Origin of the sequence: Nocardia sp. NPDC060255 (assembly GCF_042727395.1) — a bacterium.
Classification (GTDB): domain Bacteria; phylum Actinomycetota; class Actinomycetes; order Mycobacteriales; family Mycobacteriaceae; genus Nocardia.
On record NZ_JBHXAU010000004.1, the window covers coordinates 365,179 to 383,579 of the forward strand.

17 protein-coding genes and 1 pseudogene are annotated in these 18,401 nt (G+C 66.4%); 14 read left to right on the forward strand and 4 right to left on the reverse strand.

Annotated elements, in window-relative coordinates; all coding sequences use genetic code 11:
• Window positions 1-199: 199 nt before the first annotated feature.
• From ACFWF1_RS11805 to ACFWF1_RS11820, 4 genes are all read left to right on the forward strand, one after another.
• Window positions 200-1,126 (forward strand): undecaprenyl-diphosphate phosphatase, encoded by a 927-nt coding sequence (locus tag ACFWF1_RS11805; RefSeq protein WP_379281794.1) that lies wholly within the window; start codon window positions 200-202, stop codon window positions 1,124-1,126.
• 13 nt (window positions 1,127-1,139) lie between these two features.
• Window positions 1,140-1,892 (forward strand): histidine phosphatase family protein, encoded by a 753-nt coding sequence (locus tag ACFWF1_RS11810; protein WP_379281761.1) that lies wholly within the window; start codon window positions 1,140-1,142, stop codon window positions 1,890-1,892.
• 79 nt (window positions 1,893-1,971) lie between these two features.
• Window positions 1,972-2,556, forward strand: a complete 585-nt coding sequence (locus ACFWF1_RS11815; protein WP_040735411.1) for a DUF3090 domain-containing protein — start codon at window positions 1,972-1,974, stop codon at window positions 2,554-2,556.
• A gap of 3 nt (window positions 2,557-2,559) precedes the next feature.
• Entirely contained in the window at window positions 2,560-3,363 is an 804-nt protein-coding gene (locus ACFWF1_RS11820; protein WP_379281762.1) for an SCO1664 family protein, read from the forward strand.
• 234 nt (window positions 3,364-3,597) lie between these two features.
• Here the strand turns inward: ACFWF1_RS11820 and ACFWF1_RS11825 are convergent, their stop codons facing one another.
• The gene (locus ACFWF1_RS11825) at window positions 3,598-3,978 is read right to left on the reverse strand and encodes a DoxX family protein (protein ID WP_379281763.1); all 381 of its coding nucleotides are present in this window, start codon (window positions 3,976-3,978) and stop codon (window positions 3,598-3,600) included.
• A 660-nt stretch (window positions 3,979-4,638) separates the two neighbouring features.
• On the opposite strand from ACFWF1_RS11825, the gene mshC reads away from it, so the two are divergent.
• The 5 genes from mshC to ACFWF1_RS11850 all read left to right on the forward strand — a co-directional run bounded on the left by mshC (window position 4,639) and on the right by ACFWF1_RS11850 (window position 8,611).
• Window positions 4,639-5,877 carry a cysteine--1-D-myo-inosityl 2-amino-2-deoxy-alpha-D-glucopyranoside ligase gene (gene mshC, locus ACFWF1_RS11830; protein WP_379281764.1) on the forward strand — a complete coding sequence of 413 codons (1,239 nt, stop codon included), beginning with the start codon at window positions 4,639-4,641 and terminating at the stop codon, window positions 5,875-5,877.
• Window positions 5,878-6,232: 355 nt separating this feature from the next.
• Window positions 6,233-6,613, forward strand: coding sequence for a hypothetical protein (locus ACFWF1_RS11835; protein WP_379281765.1), 381 nt, complete (start codon window positions 6,233-6,235; stop codon window positions 6,611-6,613).
• Window positions 6,614-6,639: 26 nt separating this feature from the next.
• On the forward strand, window positions 6,640-6,849 hold the full coding sequence (locus ACFWF1_RS11840; protein ID WP_379281766.1) for a hypothetical protein: 210 nt from the start codon (window positions 6,640-6,642) through the stop codon (window positions 6,847-6,849).
• Complete coding sequence (locus tag ACFWF1_RS11845) at window positions 6,846-7,325, forward strand: hypothetical protein (protein WP_379281767.1); 480 nt, start codon at window positions 6,846-6,848, stop codon at window positions 7,323-7,325. The genes ACFWF1_RS11840 and ACFWF1_RS11845 overlap by 4 nt, the downstream gene beginning before the upstream one ends.
• Before the next feature lie 185 nt (window positions 7,326-7,510).
• On the forward strand, window positions 7,511-8,611 hold the full coding sequence (locus tag ACFWF1_RS11850; protein ID WP_379281768.1) for an MBL fold metallo-hydrolase: 1,101 nt from the start codon (window positions 7,511-7,513) through the stop codon (window positions 8,609-8,611).
• 171 nt (window positions 8,612-8,782) lie between these two features.
• Here the strand turns inward: ACFWF1_RS11850 and fadD11 are convergent, their stop codons facing one another.
• Window positions 8,783-10,603 carry a fatty acid--CoA ligase FadD11 gene (gene fadD11 / locus ACFWF1_RS11855; RefSeq protein WP_379281769.1) on the reverse strand — a complete coding sequence of 607 codons (1,821 nt, stop codon included), beginning with the start codon at window positions 10,601-10,603 and terminating at the stop codon, window positions 8,783-8,785.
• A 432-nt stretch (window positions 10,604-11,035) separates the two neighbouring features.
• Between fadD11 and ACFWF1_RS11860 the strand changes: the two are divergent.
• Window positions 11,036-11,275: pseudogene (locus ACFWF1_RS11860) on the forward strand (cation transporter); the annotation flags it as partial.
• A gap of 72 nt (window positions 11,276-11,347) precedes the next feature.
• On the opposite strand, the gene ACFWF1_RS11865 reads toward ACFWF1_RS11860, so the two are convergent.
• Window positions 11,348-12,121 (reverse strand): hypothetical protein, encoded by a 774-nt coding sequence (locus ACFWF1_RS11865; protein ID WP_379281796.1) that lies wholly within the window; start codon window positions 12,119-12,121, stop codon window positions 11,348-11,350.
• A 33-nt stretch (window positions 12,122-12,154) separates the two neighbouring features.
• Here ACFWF1_RS11865 and ACFWF1_RS11870 point away from each other — a divergent pair, with 33 nt between their 5' ends.
• The 4 genes from ACFWF1_RS11870 to ACFWF1_RS11885 are packed head-to-tail and all read left to right on the forward strand — an operon-like array spanning window position 12,155 to window position 15,955.
• Complete coding sequence (locus ACFWF1_RS11870) at window positions 12,155-14,587, forward strand: heavy metal translocating P-type ATPase (RefSeq protein ID WP_379281795.1); 2,433 nt, start codon at window positions 12,155-12,157, stop codon at window positions 14,585-14,587.
• Between the two features lies 1 nt (window position 14,588).
• Window positions 14,589-14,783 (forward strand): helix-turn-helix domain-containing protein, encoded by a 195-nt coding sequence (locus ACFWF1_RS11875; RefSeq protein WP_379281770.1) that lies wholly within the window; start codon window positions 14,589-14,591, stop codon window positions 14,781-14,783.
• Window positions 14,768-15,208: a hypothetical protein gene (locus ACFWF1_RS11880; RefSeq protein WP_379281771.1), complete on the forward strand. Its 441-nt coding sequence runs from the start codon at window positions 14,768-14,770 to the stop codon at window positions 15,206-15,208. The genes ACFWF1_RS11875 and ACFWF1_RS11880 overlap by 16 nt, the downstream gene beginning before the upstream one ends.
• Before the next feature lie 42 nt (window positions 15,209-15,250).
• Window positions 15,251-15,955, forward strand: a complete 705-nt coding sequence (locus ACFWF1_RS11885) for a dienelactone hydrolase family protein (protein WP_379281772.1) — start codon at window positions 15,251-15,253, stop codon at window positions 15,953-15,955.
• Window positions 15,956-16,570: 615 nt separating this feature from the next.
• Here the strand turns inward: ACFWF1_RS11885 and ACFWF1_RS11890 are convergent.
• Window positions 16,571-17,353 carry a crotonase/enoyl-CoA hydratase family protein gene (locus tag ACFWF1_RS11890; protein ID WP_379281773.1) on the reverse strand — a complete coding sequence of 261 codons (783 nt, stop codon included), beginning with the start codon at window positions 17,351-17,353 and terminating at the stop codon, window positions 16,571-16,573.
• Window positions 17,354-18,401: the final 1,048 nt, after the last annotated feature.

Sequence of the window (18,401 nt, forward strand, 5' to 3'; positions counted from 1 at the left end):
CAGTGGCTCGCGCGTCGTTCGCGATAGCGGTGCGGGCATGCCACCTTGGCCGCGACACTGTACTGTCGCTGCGGGATTGCGCCGGACTCGCTCGCGTGCGACCCATCTGTTGACCAATTGCCCAGTCGGAACACTTCTTTCGGGCAAGCACACATGGAGGCGGCATGAGACACCAGGAGACCGTGTGACGGGCGAATCGATGACCTGGATACAGGCGCTCGTCCTCGGCCTGGTGCAGGGCCTCACGGAGTTCCTGCCGATCTCCTCGTCGGCGCATCTGCGGATCGTGTCGGGGGTGTTCTTCGGCGACGACGCGGGCGCCTCGTTCACCGCGGTCACCCAGCTCGGCACCGAGGCCGCCGTCCTGGTGTATTTCGCCAAGGACATCTGGCGGATCCTGCAGGCCTGGTTCTGCACCGTGGCCCGCAAGCTGACGCAGCGGCAGTCCGTCCCGATCACCGATCAGGTGACGACGCGGCTGCCCGTGGTGACCATGGGCCAGGCCGACCGCTACTTCGACGCGGAGCGCCAGCGCGAGCTGGACTACCGGGTCGGCTGGTATGTGATCATCGCCACCATCCCGATCGGCGTGCTCGGTTACCTGCTCAAGGACGTGATCCGCACCGCGGCCCGCAATCTGTGGCTGATCTCGTTCATGTTGATCGCGTTCGCGCTGGTCATCGCGGCGGCCGAGTACTACGGACGCAAAGTGCGGCCGCTCGAGCAGCTGACCACCCGCGACGGGCTGGTGATGGGTTTCGCGCAGTGCCTCGCGCTGATTCCCGGTGTGTCGCGCTCGGGTGCCACCTCGTCGGCGGGCCTGTTCCTCGGGCTGACTCGTGAAGCGTCCGTGCGGTTTTCGTTCCTGCTCGCGATTCCCGCGGTGACCGCGTCGGGGCTGTTCAGCATTCCGGATGCGTTCAAGCCGGCCGGTGAGGGGCTCAATGCCAGCGGCGCGCAGCTGATCGTGGCGACGTTGCTGGCGTTTGTTGTCGGATATGCGTCGGTGGCGTGGTTGTTGAAGTTCGTCGCCAAGCATTCGCTGGACTGGTTTGTCGGGTACCGGATCGTGCTCGGGTTGACCGTTATGGGACTGCTCGCGACCGGTGTCGTGTCGGCGACATGATTAGGCTGAGTATATGACGGTGATTCTGCTCCGACACGGAGTCTCGACTTCGAACACCGCCCACACGCTGGCCGGTCGCAGTACCGGCGTAGAGCTGACCGAGCGCGGCAACGACCAAGCCAAGGCCGTCGCCGACCGGCTCGCCGGGCTGCCGATCGAACGCATCGTGCACTCTCCGCTATTGCGCTGTCAGCGAACGGTGGCGCCGCTGGCGGAGAAATTAGGGCTGGAACCGGTCTTCGACGACCGGCTGATCGAGGTCGATTACGGCGAATGGACCGGGCGACCGATCGGCGAACTGCTGCAGGAACCGTTGTGGAAAGTGGTGCAGCGGCACGCTTCCGGCGCGGTATTTCCGGGCGGCGAGGGGCTCGCGCAGGTGCAGAGCCGCGCGGTCGCCGCTCTGCGCGAGCACGATCGGGCGCTGGCCGAACAGCACGGGCACGACGTGCTGTGGGTGGCCTGCACCCACGGTGACGTCATCAAATCCGTGCTGGCCGACGCGTTGGGCATCCATTTGGACGGATTCCAGCGGATCGTCGTGGAGCCCGCGTCGATCAGCGTCGTCCGATACACGCCGACCGCACCCTATGTGTGGCGGCTCAACGACACCGGTACCGACCTGTCCGCGCTGTCGAATCCGCCACGCCCCGTTCCCGATTCCGGCACCGATAAACAAGACGCCGCGCCCGATACCTCCGGGCCCGTTCCCGGCGGTGAGCTAGGTAGTGCCGGGAGTGGGGATAATGGGAATGCGGAGCGCTGAGATTCCTTGTACACGGATAGTGGGCGTTGTATCCCAGCGCCGTGGGTAGTCGATCAGGGTCACGTATCAGGAGGTGCATGTGTCACGCGCAATCCATGTATTTCGCACCCCCGATCGTTTCGTCGCCGGGACCGTCGGTGAGCCGGGCGATCGTTCGTTCTATCTGCAGGCCATAGAGGAACCGCGGGTTGTCAGTGTGTTGCTGGAGAAGCAACAGGTGAAGGTGCTCGCCGACCGGATGGGTTTGCTGTTGGACGAGGTGGCTCGCCGGTTCGGCGCCGAGGTGCCGCCGCAGGCCGAGGACATCGGCGACACGGCGCCGCTGGTGACGCCAGTGGACGCGGAGTTCCGGGTCGGCACCATGGGGCTCGGCTGGGACGCCGATGCGAATGCCGTGGTGGTCGAGTTGCTGGCGATCACCGAGACCGAGGTGGACGAGTCGGTGGTGCTCGACGACACCGAGGAGGGGCCGGACGCGGTCCGGGTGTTCCTCACCCCGATCCAGGCGCGGGAGTTCGCGCTGCGGTCCACCAGGGTGATCGCGGCGGGCCGGCCGCCGTGCCCGCTGTGCGGGGAGCCGCTGTCGTCGCGCGGGCACATGTGCGTGCGCACCAACGGGTACAAGCGCGGCGATATCTTCGGCGCGGCCGAACTAGAGGAGTGATCGGTGACGCGGGCCGGGGACCGGTTCCACAGCGGCGAGCTGACGGTGATCGGGCGGATCAGTACCGCCAGTAACGTGACCCTGGTTTGCGACATTCTCGATGAGACGGAACCGCCGCTGCGGGTGGTGTACAAACCGGTGCGCGGTGAGCGGCCGCTGTGGGACTTTCCCGACGGCACGCTCGCTGGACGCGAGGTGGCGTCGTATCAGATTTCGGCCGCGGTGGGCTGGGGCGTGATTCCCGAGACGATCCTGCGCGATGGGCCGTACGGGGTCGGCATGGTGCAGCGGTGGGTCGAGGGGGTCGACAACCACACCGAGCAGGGGGATCGGCTCGACCTGGTCGATCTGTGCCCGGCCGGTGCGGTGCCGGGCGGTTTCTACGAGGTGCTGCGGGCGCAGGATCCGGCGGGGAACGAGGTGTCGCTCATTCACGCGGACGATCCGCGGTTGCAGCGGATGGCGGTGCTCGATGTGCTGCTGAACAACGCTGACCGCAAGGGTGGGCATGCGTTGGAGGGGACCGACGGGCAGGTGTACGGGGTGGACCACGGCATCTGTTTGCACAGTGAGCATAAATTGCGCACTGTGCTGTGGGGGTGGGCCGGACAACCGCTCAGTGAGGCACTGGTTGCCGATATCACCGCGTTCGCGAAAGAACTGCCGGGTGCTGTTGCCGATCAGCTCGCCGAGCACATCACCGAGGCCGAAATCGAGGCATTGGTCGACCGTACGCAGGAATTGGTCGATGATCCGGTAATGCCTGTGCCGCGCACGGCCCGGCCGATTCCCTGGCCCGCGTTCTGAATTCTGCTGGCGCTGGACCGGTTTTTGGCAGGGAATGCGAAGCTGCGCACTGTGCTGAATTAGAGGGTTGCTCGACACAGTTCGCTGGCGAGTGCCAGTAACTCGAGTCGACCAGAGGGCGCAACCTCGATTCGGCTGCGCCCGCCGCGATGTCGACTACCTCTTCGTGCGGTGTGACGGTCCCACCCTCGCGAATTCCCTTGCCATACCGGCACAGTCGGCCCGCCAGTGCGGTCAGCTGAAGGACTGCGGGCCGAAGCGCCCCCAGGCGATGAAGACGGCCAACGCGAGATATGCGGCATTCAGCACCACGAACTTGTATCCACCATCCCGGATATGAGTGATCATCGCACCCACCATCAACACAACCCAGCAGACGGCCGTCACCGGGACCAGAACCGGCACGATATCGAGCACCGCGGGCAAAATCAGGCCAACCGCGGCGAGAAGCTCGAGCACGCCGAGAGCTTTGATGAATCCGCTATTGATCGGTTCGGTCCATTCCCCACCGGGTACTGCCGCCAGTTTCTCCTTCGGTACGAACGTCTTGCTGATACCACCGGCCAGGGCGACGACCGCCAGCAGTCCGGCAGCAATCCACAGCGTGGTGTTCATGATTTCTCCTCGAGAAGTAGTCCTGATCGGATAACTGGTCCGCATAAGACGCCCACACCTCGACCCTTGTGACACCTCGCTTCCGTGACGTACGTCATAGTCGACCCGGTCGGAGTCGCGAGCTCCGTTGCGCCGGGACCGAAGCATCGCGATGGCGGCGCAGTGCCGCGGGGTGCGAGTCGCCGGTCGCGCGTGCCGTGGGGTCCGTTGGCCGGACAGGAATGACGGCTGCGCAGCCGATCTCGCAGCCCGACGGCAACGGCGGCCGAGAATGCGCACCGGCGTCGACGAATACCGTTGCGGTACTGGTGCACTGGCGTGGTGCCATGTCGCACACTGCTCAATCGGCACCGAGTGCAGGACTGCACGCTGTGCCGATCACGGGCGTTGGCATCCTTGGCCGGGCTGGGATTTCTCGTTGCCCTCGCGCGGCCCGGCCGCTACCGTCAGCGGTTGGCCGGGTGGCGCGCGGTGCCGGAGCGAACGGGCCGGATGCCGGTGAGCGCGGATCCGCCGACAGCTGATTCTGCGAGAGCAAAAATGTTGACATCCGATGATTTGCTGAAAAACGCAGGTCGGGAGCGGCTGGTCAGGGGCGTAAGGCGAGTGCTGGACCGGGGCGGGGGGCGATGATCTCGACCACACCTTTACCCTCGAATCATGCAGTCCTGGTCCGATACCGCCCTACCCACCATCCCCGGAGCAGGGCCACCGTTGCGGTTGTACGACACCGCCGACCGTCAGGTGCGGCCGGTGACACCCGGTGCCACCGCCACCATGTACGTCTGCGGGATCACCCCCTATGACGCCACCCATCTCGGTCACGCCGCCACCTACCTGACCTTCGATCTGGTCAACCGGGTGCTGCGCGACGCCGGCCACGAGGTGCACTACGTGCAAAACGTGACCGACGTGGACGACCCGCTGTTCGAGCGGGCCGCGCGCGACGGCCTGGATTGGCGCGAGCTGGGCACCCGCGAGATCAATCTGTTCCGCGAGGACATGACGGCACTGCGCATCGTGCCGCCGCGCGAGTACGTCGGCGCGATCGAATCCGTCGACGAGGTCGTCGAATTCGTGCAGAAGCTGCTGGCCTCGGGTGCGGCGTACGTCGTCGACGATGCCGAATTCCCCGACGTGTACTTCCGTGCCGACGCCACCGAGCAGTTCGGCTATGAGTCCGGCTATGACCGCGCCACCATGGAGCGCCTGTTCGCCGAACGCGGCGGCGACCCCGACCGCCCCGGCAAGCGCGACACCATCGACGCGCTGCTCTGGCGTGCCGAGCGCCCGGGCGAGCCGTCCTGGCCCGCCCCGTTCGGGGCCGGACGCCCTGGCTGGCACATCGAGTGTTCGGCCATCGCGCTCAACCGCATCGGCCCCGAGTTCGACATCCAGGGGGGCGGCAGCGACCTGATCTACCCGCACCACGAATACTCCGCCGCGCACGCGGAGTCGATCATCGCGGGCCGTCGCTTCGCCCGCCACTACGTGCACGCCGGCCTGATCGGCCTGGACGGCGAGAAGATGTCGAAGTCCAAGGGCAACCTCGTACTGGTCTCCACCCTGCGCCGCAGCGGCGTCGACCCGGCCGCCATCCGCCTCGGCCTGCTGGCCGGCCACTACCGCCAAGACCGCATGTGGACCGACACGGTCCTCGAGCAGGCCAAGTCCCGCCTCGACCTGTGGCGCCGCGCGACCGCGCTGTCGTCCGGCCCCACCGCCACCGACACCATCGCCCGCCTCCGCCAGCACCTGTCCGACGACCTGGACACCCCGAAAGCCCTGGACGCCGTGGACAATTGGGCCCGCCAGGCCCTCGACTACGGCGGCTCCGACCCCGCAGCGCCCGCCGAAATCGCCGCCGCCATCGACGCCCTCCTCGGTATCAGCCTGTAGTCCGCACACCTGATTGTCGCTTCGCATACCCCGCACGTCGGGTTATGCGAAGCGATGGGCAGATGCACGAGGAGCGATGCCACACAGCCGCGCTCCCGTGCGAGTACTCGCCGCAGCCTCCATGGCTGCGAGAGAAGGTCCGTGCTACCCAATCGATCCGGGCCAGAATTCGAACAGACGACTAACGAGCGCCCAGTGGCAATGGCGCCAGTCGTCGTTTCAGGTAACGGCCGGGGCATGACGCACGCCACAAATTGGTCGTTGAATCTTCGACCGTCCCTTGCTTGCAGGGTTGGCCGGGTGTCTATTAGCTATCGGGTTTTCCTTGAGTCGTAGGAGAACTGCGGAGATGGGAATGGTGACTGTTCTCGTTGTCGGTGCGGTGCGCGAGAACGGAGAGGAGACATCCGCTGTCGCGACACCAGCGGATCAGCTGCAGCAGGCCGTCGTGGCGATGTACGGCGCCATCGCCGACCGCGACTACGCTTCGGCCTACAGTTACCGATCCGACACGTGCAAAACAGCCCTGACCTCGGATGCATTCACCGCCGCAATCACCGAGATCTACACCGGCCGCAACCTCTCCGCAGGCCGGCCCAGCTACTCGGCACAGCTCAACGGCGCCTCGGCCGAGGTCGTGTTCAAGTACAACGACATCGATAACGATCCCGACGCCGAAACCGGGCGGACCTGGACACTGACATCCCAAGGCTGGCGATTCGACAACTGCCGATGAACACACCAACCAGTGGAAGCGACGCCATGAGCAAGTTCTTTGCCATCCCGCAAATAGATACCTATTTCGTCGTGATGACCACGCTCATCACCGTCTTAAGCATCGATCCCCTGATCGACGTATTCCGCGGTACCGCATCGCCTCTCGATTGGATCCTGGCGATCCTGGTGACCATCAACTGGATTGTCGCCGCGATCGCACTGACCAGGCGGTACCGCCACAGGAGCAACCAATGACGACCCCGCCCGCCCACGCGACCAGCAACCGAACCCGTGGCAAGACCGTCCTGCTGGGGATCTTCACCCTGGTTGCCGCCCTCGTCGTCGGAGTTCTCATCGGACGGTCAACTTATGAACGCTCCGAAACGCCCGCCGACCAGAAAAGCGTCGCCGAGACGGTACGTACCGTCGTCGATGCCGCGAACACCGGCGACACCACCACCTTGTCCCGACGAACCTGCGGCGACGTCGGGATGCGTGTCAACGAAGGCAATCGCCAGATCCTCGCCAACCAGAACACCGACACAGCAACCCTGCACATCGGTGTCGGCGACTTCCACTACATCACCGTCGACGGCAACACGGCCACTGCCTACGCCCGCGTTCAGGGCAAACTCGGTACCGCCGAGGGAACCCCGCAGGTGGCCTTCTTCGCGCTCGTCCGAGACGACAATGGCTGGAAGCTGTGCACCGCAACAATTTCCAAGCCTTGACAACCTGCCCACCCGCCATTGTCGGCGCGCAAGTTTGCAGGGCCAACCCTTACCAGGATGGATCGCTGCGGTCCGGGCCGATGACCTGCCCGGCCTGAGCACCTTCGCCAACGGGCTCGAGTCCGAATCGACGGGATCGGGCTGAAATGGTTGCCCGGGCCGATGTTCCGTGATGTGGTACTGCGGTGTGCAACATTCCTGGGCGGGGCTTGATCGGGCGGCGGACGATGCTGGGTGGCGTGCTCGGTGCCGGGGTGCTGTTGGCAGCGGGGCGATTGACGGCGTCGGCTGAGCCTGGGGCGCCGCAGACTATTGCTGCTCGGCAGCGGTTCTTCGGAGTCGATACCGTCGATGCGGAGACCGGTGCGGTGCGGGCAGATCGGGTCGTGCTGGCGTGGGCGGGATGCACAACGTTTGCGATGGCCATCGGCGGGTCGGTGTTTCTGCTGGATGCGTGGGTGCCTCGGCTCACCAGCACCGGATATGTGCCCGCTACGCCGCAGGATCTGGCCGACCTTGCGCCCGAAGCGATTTTCATCGGGCACGGGCATTTCGATCATGCCGGTGACGCGGGGCGGATCGCGCAGGCGTCCGGCGCGGTGGTCTACGGGACGGCCGATCACGGTGTGAGTATCCGTGCGCAGGTGAGTGATCCGGAGTTCCGGACCGTCGCCCTCGGTGACGCGAACTCGCTGCCGGGGGAGCGGCACGACTTCACCGTCGGTGCGGTCGAGGTGACCGCGATCCGCCACGTGCACTCCGCGCCTACCGCGCCGGAACGCCCCGGCGGCTCGGCCCCGTTTTTCCCGATGCCGGAACTCTGTGCCCTCGTTCAACATCCGCCGACGCTCGCCGGTGTCTTGCAGAGCGTTCCGCGCCTGAACGATCCCGAGGGCGGTTCGCTGCTCTACCAATTCCGTGTCCCCGGTTTCTCGCTGGTCTGGCACGACTCCAGCGGCCCGCTCACCGAGAAGGCCCCGAACGTGTTCGACGTCTTCGCCGCGCTACCCCCGACCGACCTTCAGATCGGTGCGGTCCAAGGCTTCAACCAAATCACCAACGGTCTGCGCGACCCCCGCCGCTACATCGAAGCCATCGCTCCCGCGCTTTTCGTCCCCACCCACCACGACAATTGGCTCCCCGGGGTCACCGCAGGCGCCGCGAACTACGACCCGCCCCTGCGCGATGAACTCAACCGCATCTCCAGCCTCCACCGCCCTGAGCTCCGCTCCCTCCACGACCCAGCCGACTACATCCGCCCCGACCGCCTCACCTTCCCGCTGTAGTCGGTCAACGAATTCCCCACCCCGCCAACACTTCTGGCGGAGTGGTGGCGCGGGCGAGTGTCCCGTGCGCTCCTGCCGGGGTCAAGAATCGAGCAGAGTCAAAAGGTCGCTACTTGATCTTTGACAGCGACCTTTTGACTCGACTCGATCCCCGCGACGCGGGTGTGGCGGCTACGCGACGGTGGTGGTTTCGGCGGGGGTGGTGGGTTGGTGGACTTCGGGGGGTGGGTCGGGGGAGTAGAGGCGGTCGATGTCGGGGGTGTATTTGGCGGCGATGGGATTGCGGCGGAGTTTCATCGTGAGGGTGATCTCGTCGCCGCCGGGTTCCCAGAAGGTGGGCAGGACGGTGAAGCGTTTGATCTGTTCTACCCGGGACAGTTTGGTGTTGCCCGCCGCGACGCCGCGCGCGATTTCGGCGATCACGCCGGGGTCGGTGGCGAGGGCGGCGGCGGAGGCGTCGGGTAGACCATGTTGGGCCGCATAGGGTTCGGCGGTTTCGGCGTCGATGACGATGAGCGCGGTGTTGAAGGGGCGGCGGTCGCCGATGGTGGCGATGGAGCCGATCAATGGGGTGGCGGCCTTGATGGCGTTCTCGATGTTGGCCGGGGACATGTTCTTTCCGGCGGAGTTGATGATGAGTTCCTTCTTGCGGTCCACGACGCGGAGGTAGCCGTCGGCGTCCTGGGTGAGGATGTCGCCGGTGTGCAGCCAGCCGTCGGCGTCGAGGGCCTCGGCGGTCTTGATGGGTTCCGCGCGGTAGGAGCGCATGATCGACGGGCCTCGAATAAGGAACTCGCCGTCGTCGGCGATGGTGGCCTCGAGGCCGGGCAGTAACTTGCCGACCGTGTCGAGTCTGGCCTCGTGCGGCGGGCTGACGGTGGCGATGCAGGTCACCTCGGACATGCCCCAGACTTCGGAGATGGGGATGCCGAGGCCGAAGAAGAAGCCGAGCGTCTCCGGCGGGATCGGCGCGGCGCCCGACATCGCCCACTTCACTTGGTCCAGACCGAGTTTCGCGCGCAGTTTGGACAACACGGCGGCGTCGGCCTTCGCCCATTCGGCGGCGAGCGCGTCGTCCATCGGTTCGCCCGCCAGTTCCGCGGCGGCCTTGCGCGCGGCGACGCCGAGCCCCCATTGCAGCGCCGCGCGGGTGGCGTCGTCGGGTTCGTTGGCGGCCGCGAATTCCAGTGCGGCCTTGAACTTTTCCCACACGCGGGGGACCGCGCCCCAAATGGTGGGCCTGGCGTCGATCAACGCGCCGAGCAGCTGGTTGCGATCGGGCACGACCGTGAGTTGCGTGCCGAAGACCTCCTGCAGATACAGCGCGGTGAATCGGTCGGCCATGTGCGCCGTCGGTAGGTAGGAGGTTTGGCGGTCGCCGAATTCGACCGGGAGCACCGTGGCGAAGGTGTGCGCGTCGAACAGCAGATTGGCGTGGGTGAGCTCGACACCCTTCGGATTGCCGGTGGTTCCCGAGGTGTAGCACAGCGTCACCACATCGTCCGGCTGCACCGCGCGCCAACTCGCCTCGAAGTCGAAATCGCTGCGCCCCAACGATTTCAGGTCCTCAACGCTGAGCGTTCCGTCCGGCGCGCCGTCCAGGCAGACGATGGTCTCGATCGGCACACCGCACGATCGGATGCGGTCCACGTACTGCGCCTCGCAGATCACCACCCGGTTGCCCGCATTGCCGAACACGTAGTTCAACTGCTCCGGGACGAGCGTGTTGTACACGGAAAACGAAGTGGCCCCGGTATGTTGCGCACCCACCTCGAGCGGATAGAACTCGACCCGGTTGGCCATCATCAACGCGACTGTGTCACCGCGCCCGACACCGAGCGCGCTCAACCCCGCCGCGATCTCCCGCACCTGCGCGGCGTAGTCCCGCCAGGTCAAACTCTGCGCGCCGCCGATCGACCGGACCGCAACCGCGTCGGGATCAATGGACGCGACCCGCTGGAACGCGGCACAGGAAGTATTCGGCTCGGTCATCACACAACCCCGTTCAGAACAGCTGTCTATCTCTCTGAGACGGTAAAGGCAGGGAAAGCACACGGGGACGTTTCTGTCGATTTCCGCACGGTGGCGTTGGCCCCGACGAGCGGTCCGCTGCGGCTTCGTCGCGCGACGCGAAGTAGTCGCGCTGCCGCTCGATCAGCCGATTCAGTTCCGCGCCAAGGACTCTCGCATCGCGGGCAGCGTCGACCAACCCGCGGAATTTCCCGATGACGCGAACCAGTGGACCGTCCTGTGCTCAGGGCGCGCCGACCGGAAGGTGTCGCGGTACCCCACCCAACCGTTCGTCGTAGGTGGCGAGCAAAGCTGGTGATTTCTGCCACGAGCTGCACGGCACCAGCCCGTGATGACTGGTTTTCGCGTTCCGGCGTCGGCGATTCGCATTAGACACCTACCCGGTAGGGGTATATGGTCGACGTTGCCGACGGTACGCCTCGACTCGATCGAGCCGAGCTTTCCGAACGAGGAGTGAGGTACGTGAACCACGACCAGCAGCACCGCAACCCAGCAAGCCGCACCGCCGTCCTCGACGTGCGCGGCATCCGCTGGGCCAGCCAAGCCAACGTCGTCACCGCCGTACTCCGCCGCAGACCAGGCGTGCTCGACGTCGCCGCCAACCCCACCGCCCAAACCGCCACGGTCGCCTACGACCCTGCCATCACCTCGGTCGCCGAACTGGCCGGCTGGATCCGTGACTGCGGCTACCACTGCGCAGGCCGTTCAGTCCCCAACCACATCTGCGATCCACTGATCGAGCCGCACACCGACGGTCACGCGGCAGGCTCGGACAGTGTCGGCAACGTCGCGCACGATGACGACGTGCCCGGCGCGTACGAGCACCGGAGTGACGCCTTGGATAGCGGGCGGACAGTGCACGTCGCGCCGACTCCTGCCGAATCCGCACGGCTGGTGGCCGCTGGTACCGATGGATCTCGCGCACGACACAGCGATCAGGATGGGCAAGTCGGAACGGTCGGGCCGGGTGGCAGCGCTGATCAGGGTGCAGACGCGCGGATCATCCGTCGCGCTGATGGCGATGCGCAGATGGGTACTGCGAATCCCGCTGAGCACGCAGAACGTGGTGGCCGCGTCGATCGTGGCGGGCACGCCGATCATGATGCCGTCGTCGGGGAGGCCGAGCACACAGGGCACGTGACACCTGCGGATTACAGCGATCATGCCAAGGTCGGCGGGCATGGCGGTCGCGCTGAACACGATGCGCAGATGCGAGCCTCCGATCACGGCGATCACGGCGATCACGGCGATCACGGCGATCACGGCGATCACGGCGATCACGGCGATCACGCGGGACGTGGCGGCGATGCGGGGCACGGTGGGCATGCGGGGCACGGTGGGCATGCGGGACATGGCGGCGATGCGGGGCACGGTGGGCATGCGGGGCACGGTGGGCATGCGGGACATGGCGGCGATGCGGGACACGGTGGGCATGCGGGACATGGCGGCCATGCGGGACACGGTGGCCATGCGGGGCATGCCGGGATGTCTATGGCGGACATGGCTGCTGATATGCGGAATCGGTTTGTGGTGGCGGCTGTTTTCGCGGTGTTGGTGATGTTGTGGTCGCCGATGGCTACCGACATGTTCGGGCTGCATTTGCCGGTGCCGTTCGGGATGCGGCAGGACATTTGGGCGCTGGTGCTGAGTTTGCCGGTGATCTTCTATTCGTCGGCGATCTTCTTCACCGGCGCGGTGGCGGCGTTGCGGGCGCGCACGTTGGACATGATGGTGCTGGTCGCGGTGGGGATCGGGGCGGGCTGGCTGTATTCGCTGGCGATCACGCTGACCGGCGGCGGCGAGGTGTTCTATGAGGCCTCGACGATGCTGGCAACCTTTGTGCTGCTTGGTCATTGGTTCGAGATGCGGGCTCGCGGCGGGGCCAACGATGCGATCCGCGCGCTGCTGGATCTGGCGCCGCCGAAGGCGGAGGTGATCCGCGACGGTGTGCCGGTCGAGGTGCCCACCGCCGAGGTGGTGGTCGGTGACCTGTTGCTGGTGCGACCGGGTGCGAAGATCGCCGTCGACGGTGTGGTCGAGGAGGGCGACAGCGAGGTCGACGAGTCGATGGTGACCGGCGAGAGCATGCCGGTGCACAAGGAACCGGGCTCGACGGTCATCGGCGCGTCGTTGAACACCAACGGCACGCTGCGGGTCCGCGCGACCAAGGTCGGCGCGGATACCGCGCTGGCGCAGATCGTGGAATTGGTTCAGCAGGCCCAGAATTCGAAGGCGCCGGGCCAGCAGCTGGCCGACCGCGCGGCCTTCTGGTTGGTGCTGGTCGCACTGGTCGGCGGCGCGCTGACATTCACGGTGTGGCTGCTCGTCGGCGCCTCCTTCGCCAAGGCGATGCTGTTCGCGATCACCGTCGTGGTGATCACCTGCCCCGACGCCCTCGGCCTCGCCACCCCGACCGCGATCATGGTCGGCACCGGCCTCGGCGCGAAACGCGGTGTGCTGTTCAAGAATGCGCTCGCCCTGGAATCCGCGGCCCGCATCCAAACGGTGGTCATGGACAAGACCGGCACCCTCACCAAGGGCGAACCGGAAGTCACCGATGTGGTTACCGCCGAAGGGTTTTCGCCCGACGAGGTGCTCCGCCTGGTCGCCGCCGTCGAACGCGAATCCGAACACCCGCTGGCCGCCGCGATCGTCCGACACACCGAAACCCTCAGCCCTGCACCGCGAGTCGCGTCTCTTCCCGGCGACGCCGTCACTGCCAAGGTCGGCGATAGCGGCGCGATCTCCGGCGATGTCGCCACCACTGCCCGCGACGACCGGGCGCTCGTTGACGGCGTTGAGAAAGGCGGCCACGCAACAAGATCCGCGCCTTACTCCGGCCACGCCGTCGTTCCAGGCGATCGCATAGTTGACGATCGGAATGCCGAAAACAGCAGCAGCGCAGGTTGGTCGGCGAACAGTTCCGAAGGCGCGCCCGGACAGTCGGCTCCAATCGATTCCGACCACAATGGCGATCACGACGGAAGTGGTCGCGCTGCAACGGAGTCCGCTAGCGAATCCGCGCACGACCCCGCCCACGCTGTCCATCTTCCCAGCCGGCCCGCCGTCGATGGCTCGCACCTCGGCAGCGGCGGCACGATTCTGTCTGCCGACGAGTCCGGGAAAGGCCTGAGCGCCGGAACCGTAGCGTCCTTGTCTGCCGACAAGTTCGAGAACGTCCCCGGGTACGGCGCTATCGCTGAGGTCGAGGGGCATCGTGTCGTTGTCGGCAACCGGCGGTTGTTCGAACGTGAACGCATCGACCTCGGATCGCTTGCCGCGCACCGTGATCGACTGGCCGACTCCGGTCACACCGCTGTGCTCGCCGCGATCGATGGCACTGCTGTCGCGGTGATCGCACTCGCCGACGCACCACGCGAAACCTCCGCCGCCGCGGTCGCCGAGCTGCACGACCTCGGTATCGAAGTGGTGATGTTGACCGGTGACAATCACGCTACCGCCGAACGCATTGCCGCCGATCTCGGGATCGATACCGTCATCGCGGAGGTCCTGCCCGGCGACAAGGCCGCGAAAATCGCTGAGCTGCAACGTGATGGCCGCAAGGTCGCGATGGTCGGCGACGGCGTGAACGATGCGCCGGCGCTGGCGGGCGCGGATCTGGGCATCGCGATCGGCGCGGGCACCGATGTCGCCATCGAAACCGCCGACCTGGTGTTGATGCGCTCGGACCCACTCGACGTCCCCACCGCACTGCGCATCGGCCGTGGCACCCTGCGCAAGATGCATCAGAACCTGGCCTGGGCGGTCGGCTACAACACCATCGCCTTGCCGATCGCCGCGGGCGTTTTCGTGCCCGCCTTCGGTTTCACGCTGCGCCCGGAGATCGCCGCCATGTCGATGTCGGGTTCCAGCATCATCGTCGCGTTGAACGCGTTGTCGCTCAAGCGCCTCCGCCTTCCGGGCCGAAACAGGACCGGCGACTAAGGTGCGGGCAGCCCGTGAACGCCACCGCCAGCCGCGCATGCGGCTGGCGGTGCGTCGTGAGCAGGTACTCGACGCCGCATTGCGGCTGGTGACCCAGCACGGCTACGCGGCGATCACGATGGAGGCCGTCGCGCGTGAGGCGGAGCTGGCCAAGCCGCATGTTATTCCGCCTATCCAGGCGTGGAACCGTTGCTGATCGCGCTGTTCGACCGGGAAGGGGAGCGAGCACTGGCGCCGCTGGCCGAGGCGATGCCCACCTTCGCCGACGACGCCGAGTTCGACGACGTCCTCGTCGCCGCGATGACGAACCTGCTCACCGTGGTTCTCGCGAACCCGGATTCATCGCGGCGGCGGCTGCTGCCCGCCGTCGACGCGAGTCAGGTCCGCGAACGATCCGAGGCCGCCATGCAATTCGCCCTCGATCAGCTGCGCGCCTTGCTCGAATGGGGCAGCGATCGCCGCGCCGGCCTCGCCGACATAGATCTGGAACTGCTGGCCATGTCCCTGATCGCCGCGTGCGAGCGGGCGGGGCACCAGATCCTCACCGACCCCGAGCAGTTCACCATCGACCGCTACAAACGATTCGCCCGCAGCATGCTTGGCGCGCTCGCACCCCGATAGCGAGCTGTACATGTCTGAGACACTGACCTAGATTCGGTGGGCATGGAGACGATTGAGCTCACCGCACCCGATGGACGGCTCGAGGCGGTATTGGCGCGGCCGTCCGGGGACGGGCCGTGGCCAGGGGTCGTGGTGATCCACGACGGGGTGGGGTTCAGCGAGGACTTGCGGCGGACCGTGCGAATGCTGGCCGACTACGGGTATCTGACGATCGCGCCGAACCTGTTCTCGCGCGGCCGGGTGCGCTGCATTCGGACGATCTTCCGGGCCCTGGCGTTCACCGGTGACGGCCCGCCGGTGCGCGATGTCATGGCGGCGCGGGACCGGCTGGTCGCCGAACCCGACTGCACCGGCCGCACCGCCGTCGTCGGGTTCTGTATGGGCGGTGGCTTCGCACTGCTGGTCGCGCCGAAGGGTTTCGACGCGTCCGCACCGTTCTATCCGTCGCTGTACGGCGACTATCGCGCCATGCTCGACGGCGCCTGCCCGGTGGTCGCCAGCTACGCCCAACGCGACCCGATCCTGATCGGCGCGCCACGCAAACTGGACGAGGCACTGACCGAACTCGGCGTAGACCACGACATCAAGGTCTACCCGAAGGTCACCCACGCCTTCGCCAACGTCACCCCGGTCGACCCCCTGCTGCGCGTCACCGGCCTCGGCTACAACGAGGACGCCTCCCGAGACGCCTGGCAACGCATCCTCACCTTCTTCGACACCCACCTCACCGCCCCCGAAAACCCTTGAGCCAGCGGACCTATCGAACTAGCCGGTACCGCCGACGGTATAAACCGAGCACTCGCCCCGATGTGCTGCGAACGATGGATCACGTTCAAGATCATGGGGAACTGGTGCTGTTGGCCTCTCGACCGACGCCAACATCAGTTTCCCATGATCTTGAACGTGATCCCACCCCGGTCGCACCCACCGAAATCCGCACCCACACTCGGGATCCGCACTCGGAATAGGGCACTAAAGTCAGTGCTGATCCCGAGTGAGGGTGCGGATTTGGCCAGGACGTCGGGGTTGTCGGCGGTATGACATCGCCGCATAGCGTTGACGCTGCGGGCCTGTCGGCCTCGCCCGTGCACCCTACTGAAATCCGCACTGTGACTCGGGATCGGCACTCGGAATAGGGCCCTAGAGTCAGTGCTGATCCCGAGTGAGGGTGCGGATTTGGCCAGGACGTTTGGGTTGTCGGCGGTATGACATCGCCGTATAGCGTTGATGCGCCGGATCTGTCGGCCTCGCCGTACACCTTACCGAAATCCGCACTGTGACTCGGGATCGGCACTCGAAATAGGGCCCTAGAGTGGGTGCTGATCCCGAGTGAGGGTGCGGATTACGTTAATTACGCGGGGCCTACTCGCCGGTCCATTTTGGGGGGCGCTTTTCGGCGAAGGCGCGGGGGCCTTCGAGGGCGTCCTTGCTGATGAATACCGGGCCTGCTTCCTCGAGGCTCATCTGCCAGATCGGGGTATCCCAGTCGGAGCCGAAGTCGTTGACGCGGTGCATGATTCGTTTGGAGGCGCGTACTGCCATGGGCGCGTTTGCGGCGATCTTCTCGGCCAGTTCGAGTGCGGCGGTGAGCACCTGGTCGGCGGGCACCACGCGGTTGACCAGTCCCCAGTGTGCCGCGCTCGCGGCATCGATCGGGGTGCCGGTCAGCGCCATCTCGAGCGCGATCTTCGGCGGTACCGCGCGCGGCAGGCGCAGTAATCCGCCTGCGGCGGCGATCAATCCGCGCGTCACCTCGGGCAAGCCGAGCGAGGCGTCTTCGCTCATCACCGCGAGATCGCTGGCCAGCACGATCTCGGTGCCGCCGCCGAGGGCGAACCCATTGACCGCCGCGATGAGCGGCTTGTCGACGAAATGTTGTACCAGCCCGGCGAATCCGTACTCCGGATGCGCCACATCGTGAATCACGTTGCCGCGCGCCAACTCTTTGAGGTCGGCCCCGGCACAGAATGCGCGCCCGGCCCCGGTGATCACCCCGACCCGCAGCTCCGGATCGGTGGCGAGTTCGGCCAGCGCGGCACCCACCGCACCCGACAGTTCGGCATTCACCGCATTCATCGCCTCGGGGCGATTCAGGGTGATGACGGCGATGTGCCCCTTGCGTTCCAGCGTGGCTGCGGCGGTCAAGGTGAGCCCTCCTTCAGAAGTTCCTTCGAACCTACCGGGACGCTACGCGCGATCATCGTGTCAGATCCCGGTCAGTGGTCGGATGCCTACTCGATGTCGCGGCCGACCGCAGGCCTGCGCCGCGGGATTCCGTCGCGTAGGCCACGATGGCGGAGCGGCTCTTGACATCCGTGAGTGGCGCAGGCCTTGGCAGGCAGGCACTCCTGCGGACACGGGTCTCTCCGGTGGCCGGTGCTGGTGCGGCCGATCGCAGGCCTGCGCTGCGGATTCGGTCGCGGACGCCAGGCCGCGGCGCGGGAGCGCCCCCGGAGCCTCCTGGCGCTGTGCGGGCCTAGGCGCTCTTGCGGACCGCGATATTTCCGGTGGCCGGTGCTGGTGCAGCCGATCGGAATCCCGTGCGGCGGCTTCGGTCGCCGATGCTAAGCCACAGCGCCGAAGCGGCCCTTGACCTTCCGGCGTTGCGCGGGCCTAGGCAAGCGCTACTGCGGGCCGCGGTATCTCCTGCGGCCGGTGCTGGTGTGTTAGGTCGCAGGATCGCGCTGCGGATTCGGTTGCGATGCTGGGCCACGGTGGCGGAGCGGCCCTTGGCCTCTCGGCGTTGCGCAGCCTAGGTAGGTGCTCCTGCGGACAGCGGTCTCTCCGCGGCCGGCTGCGGCGCCGATCGCAGGTTCGCGCTGCGGATTCGGTTGCGATGCGAGGCCGCAGGGCCGGAGCGGTCCTTGACTTTCTGGCGTTGCGCGGGCCTAGGCCAGCGCTCCTGCGGACCGCGGGCCTAGGCCAGCGCTCCTGCGGACCGTGATATTCCCAGTGGTCGGTGCTGGTGTGGTCGGTCTCAGGTTCGCGCTGCGGATTCGGTCGCCGATGCTAGGCTGCGGCGTCGGAGCGGCCGGTGACCTTCCAGCGTTGCGCGAGCATAGGCCGGCGCTCTTGCTGACCGCGATATGTCGGCCACCGGTGCTGGTGTGATCGGTCGCAAGCCAGTGCCGGAGCGGCCCTCGACCTTCCGGCGTTGTGCGGGCCCAGGCCGGCAGGCGCTGCTGCGGACAGC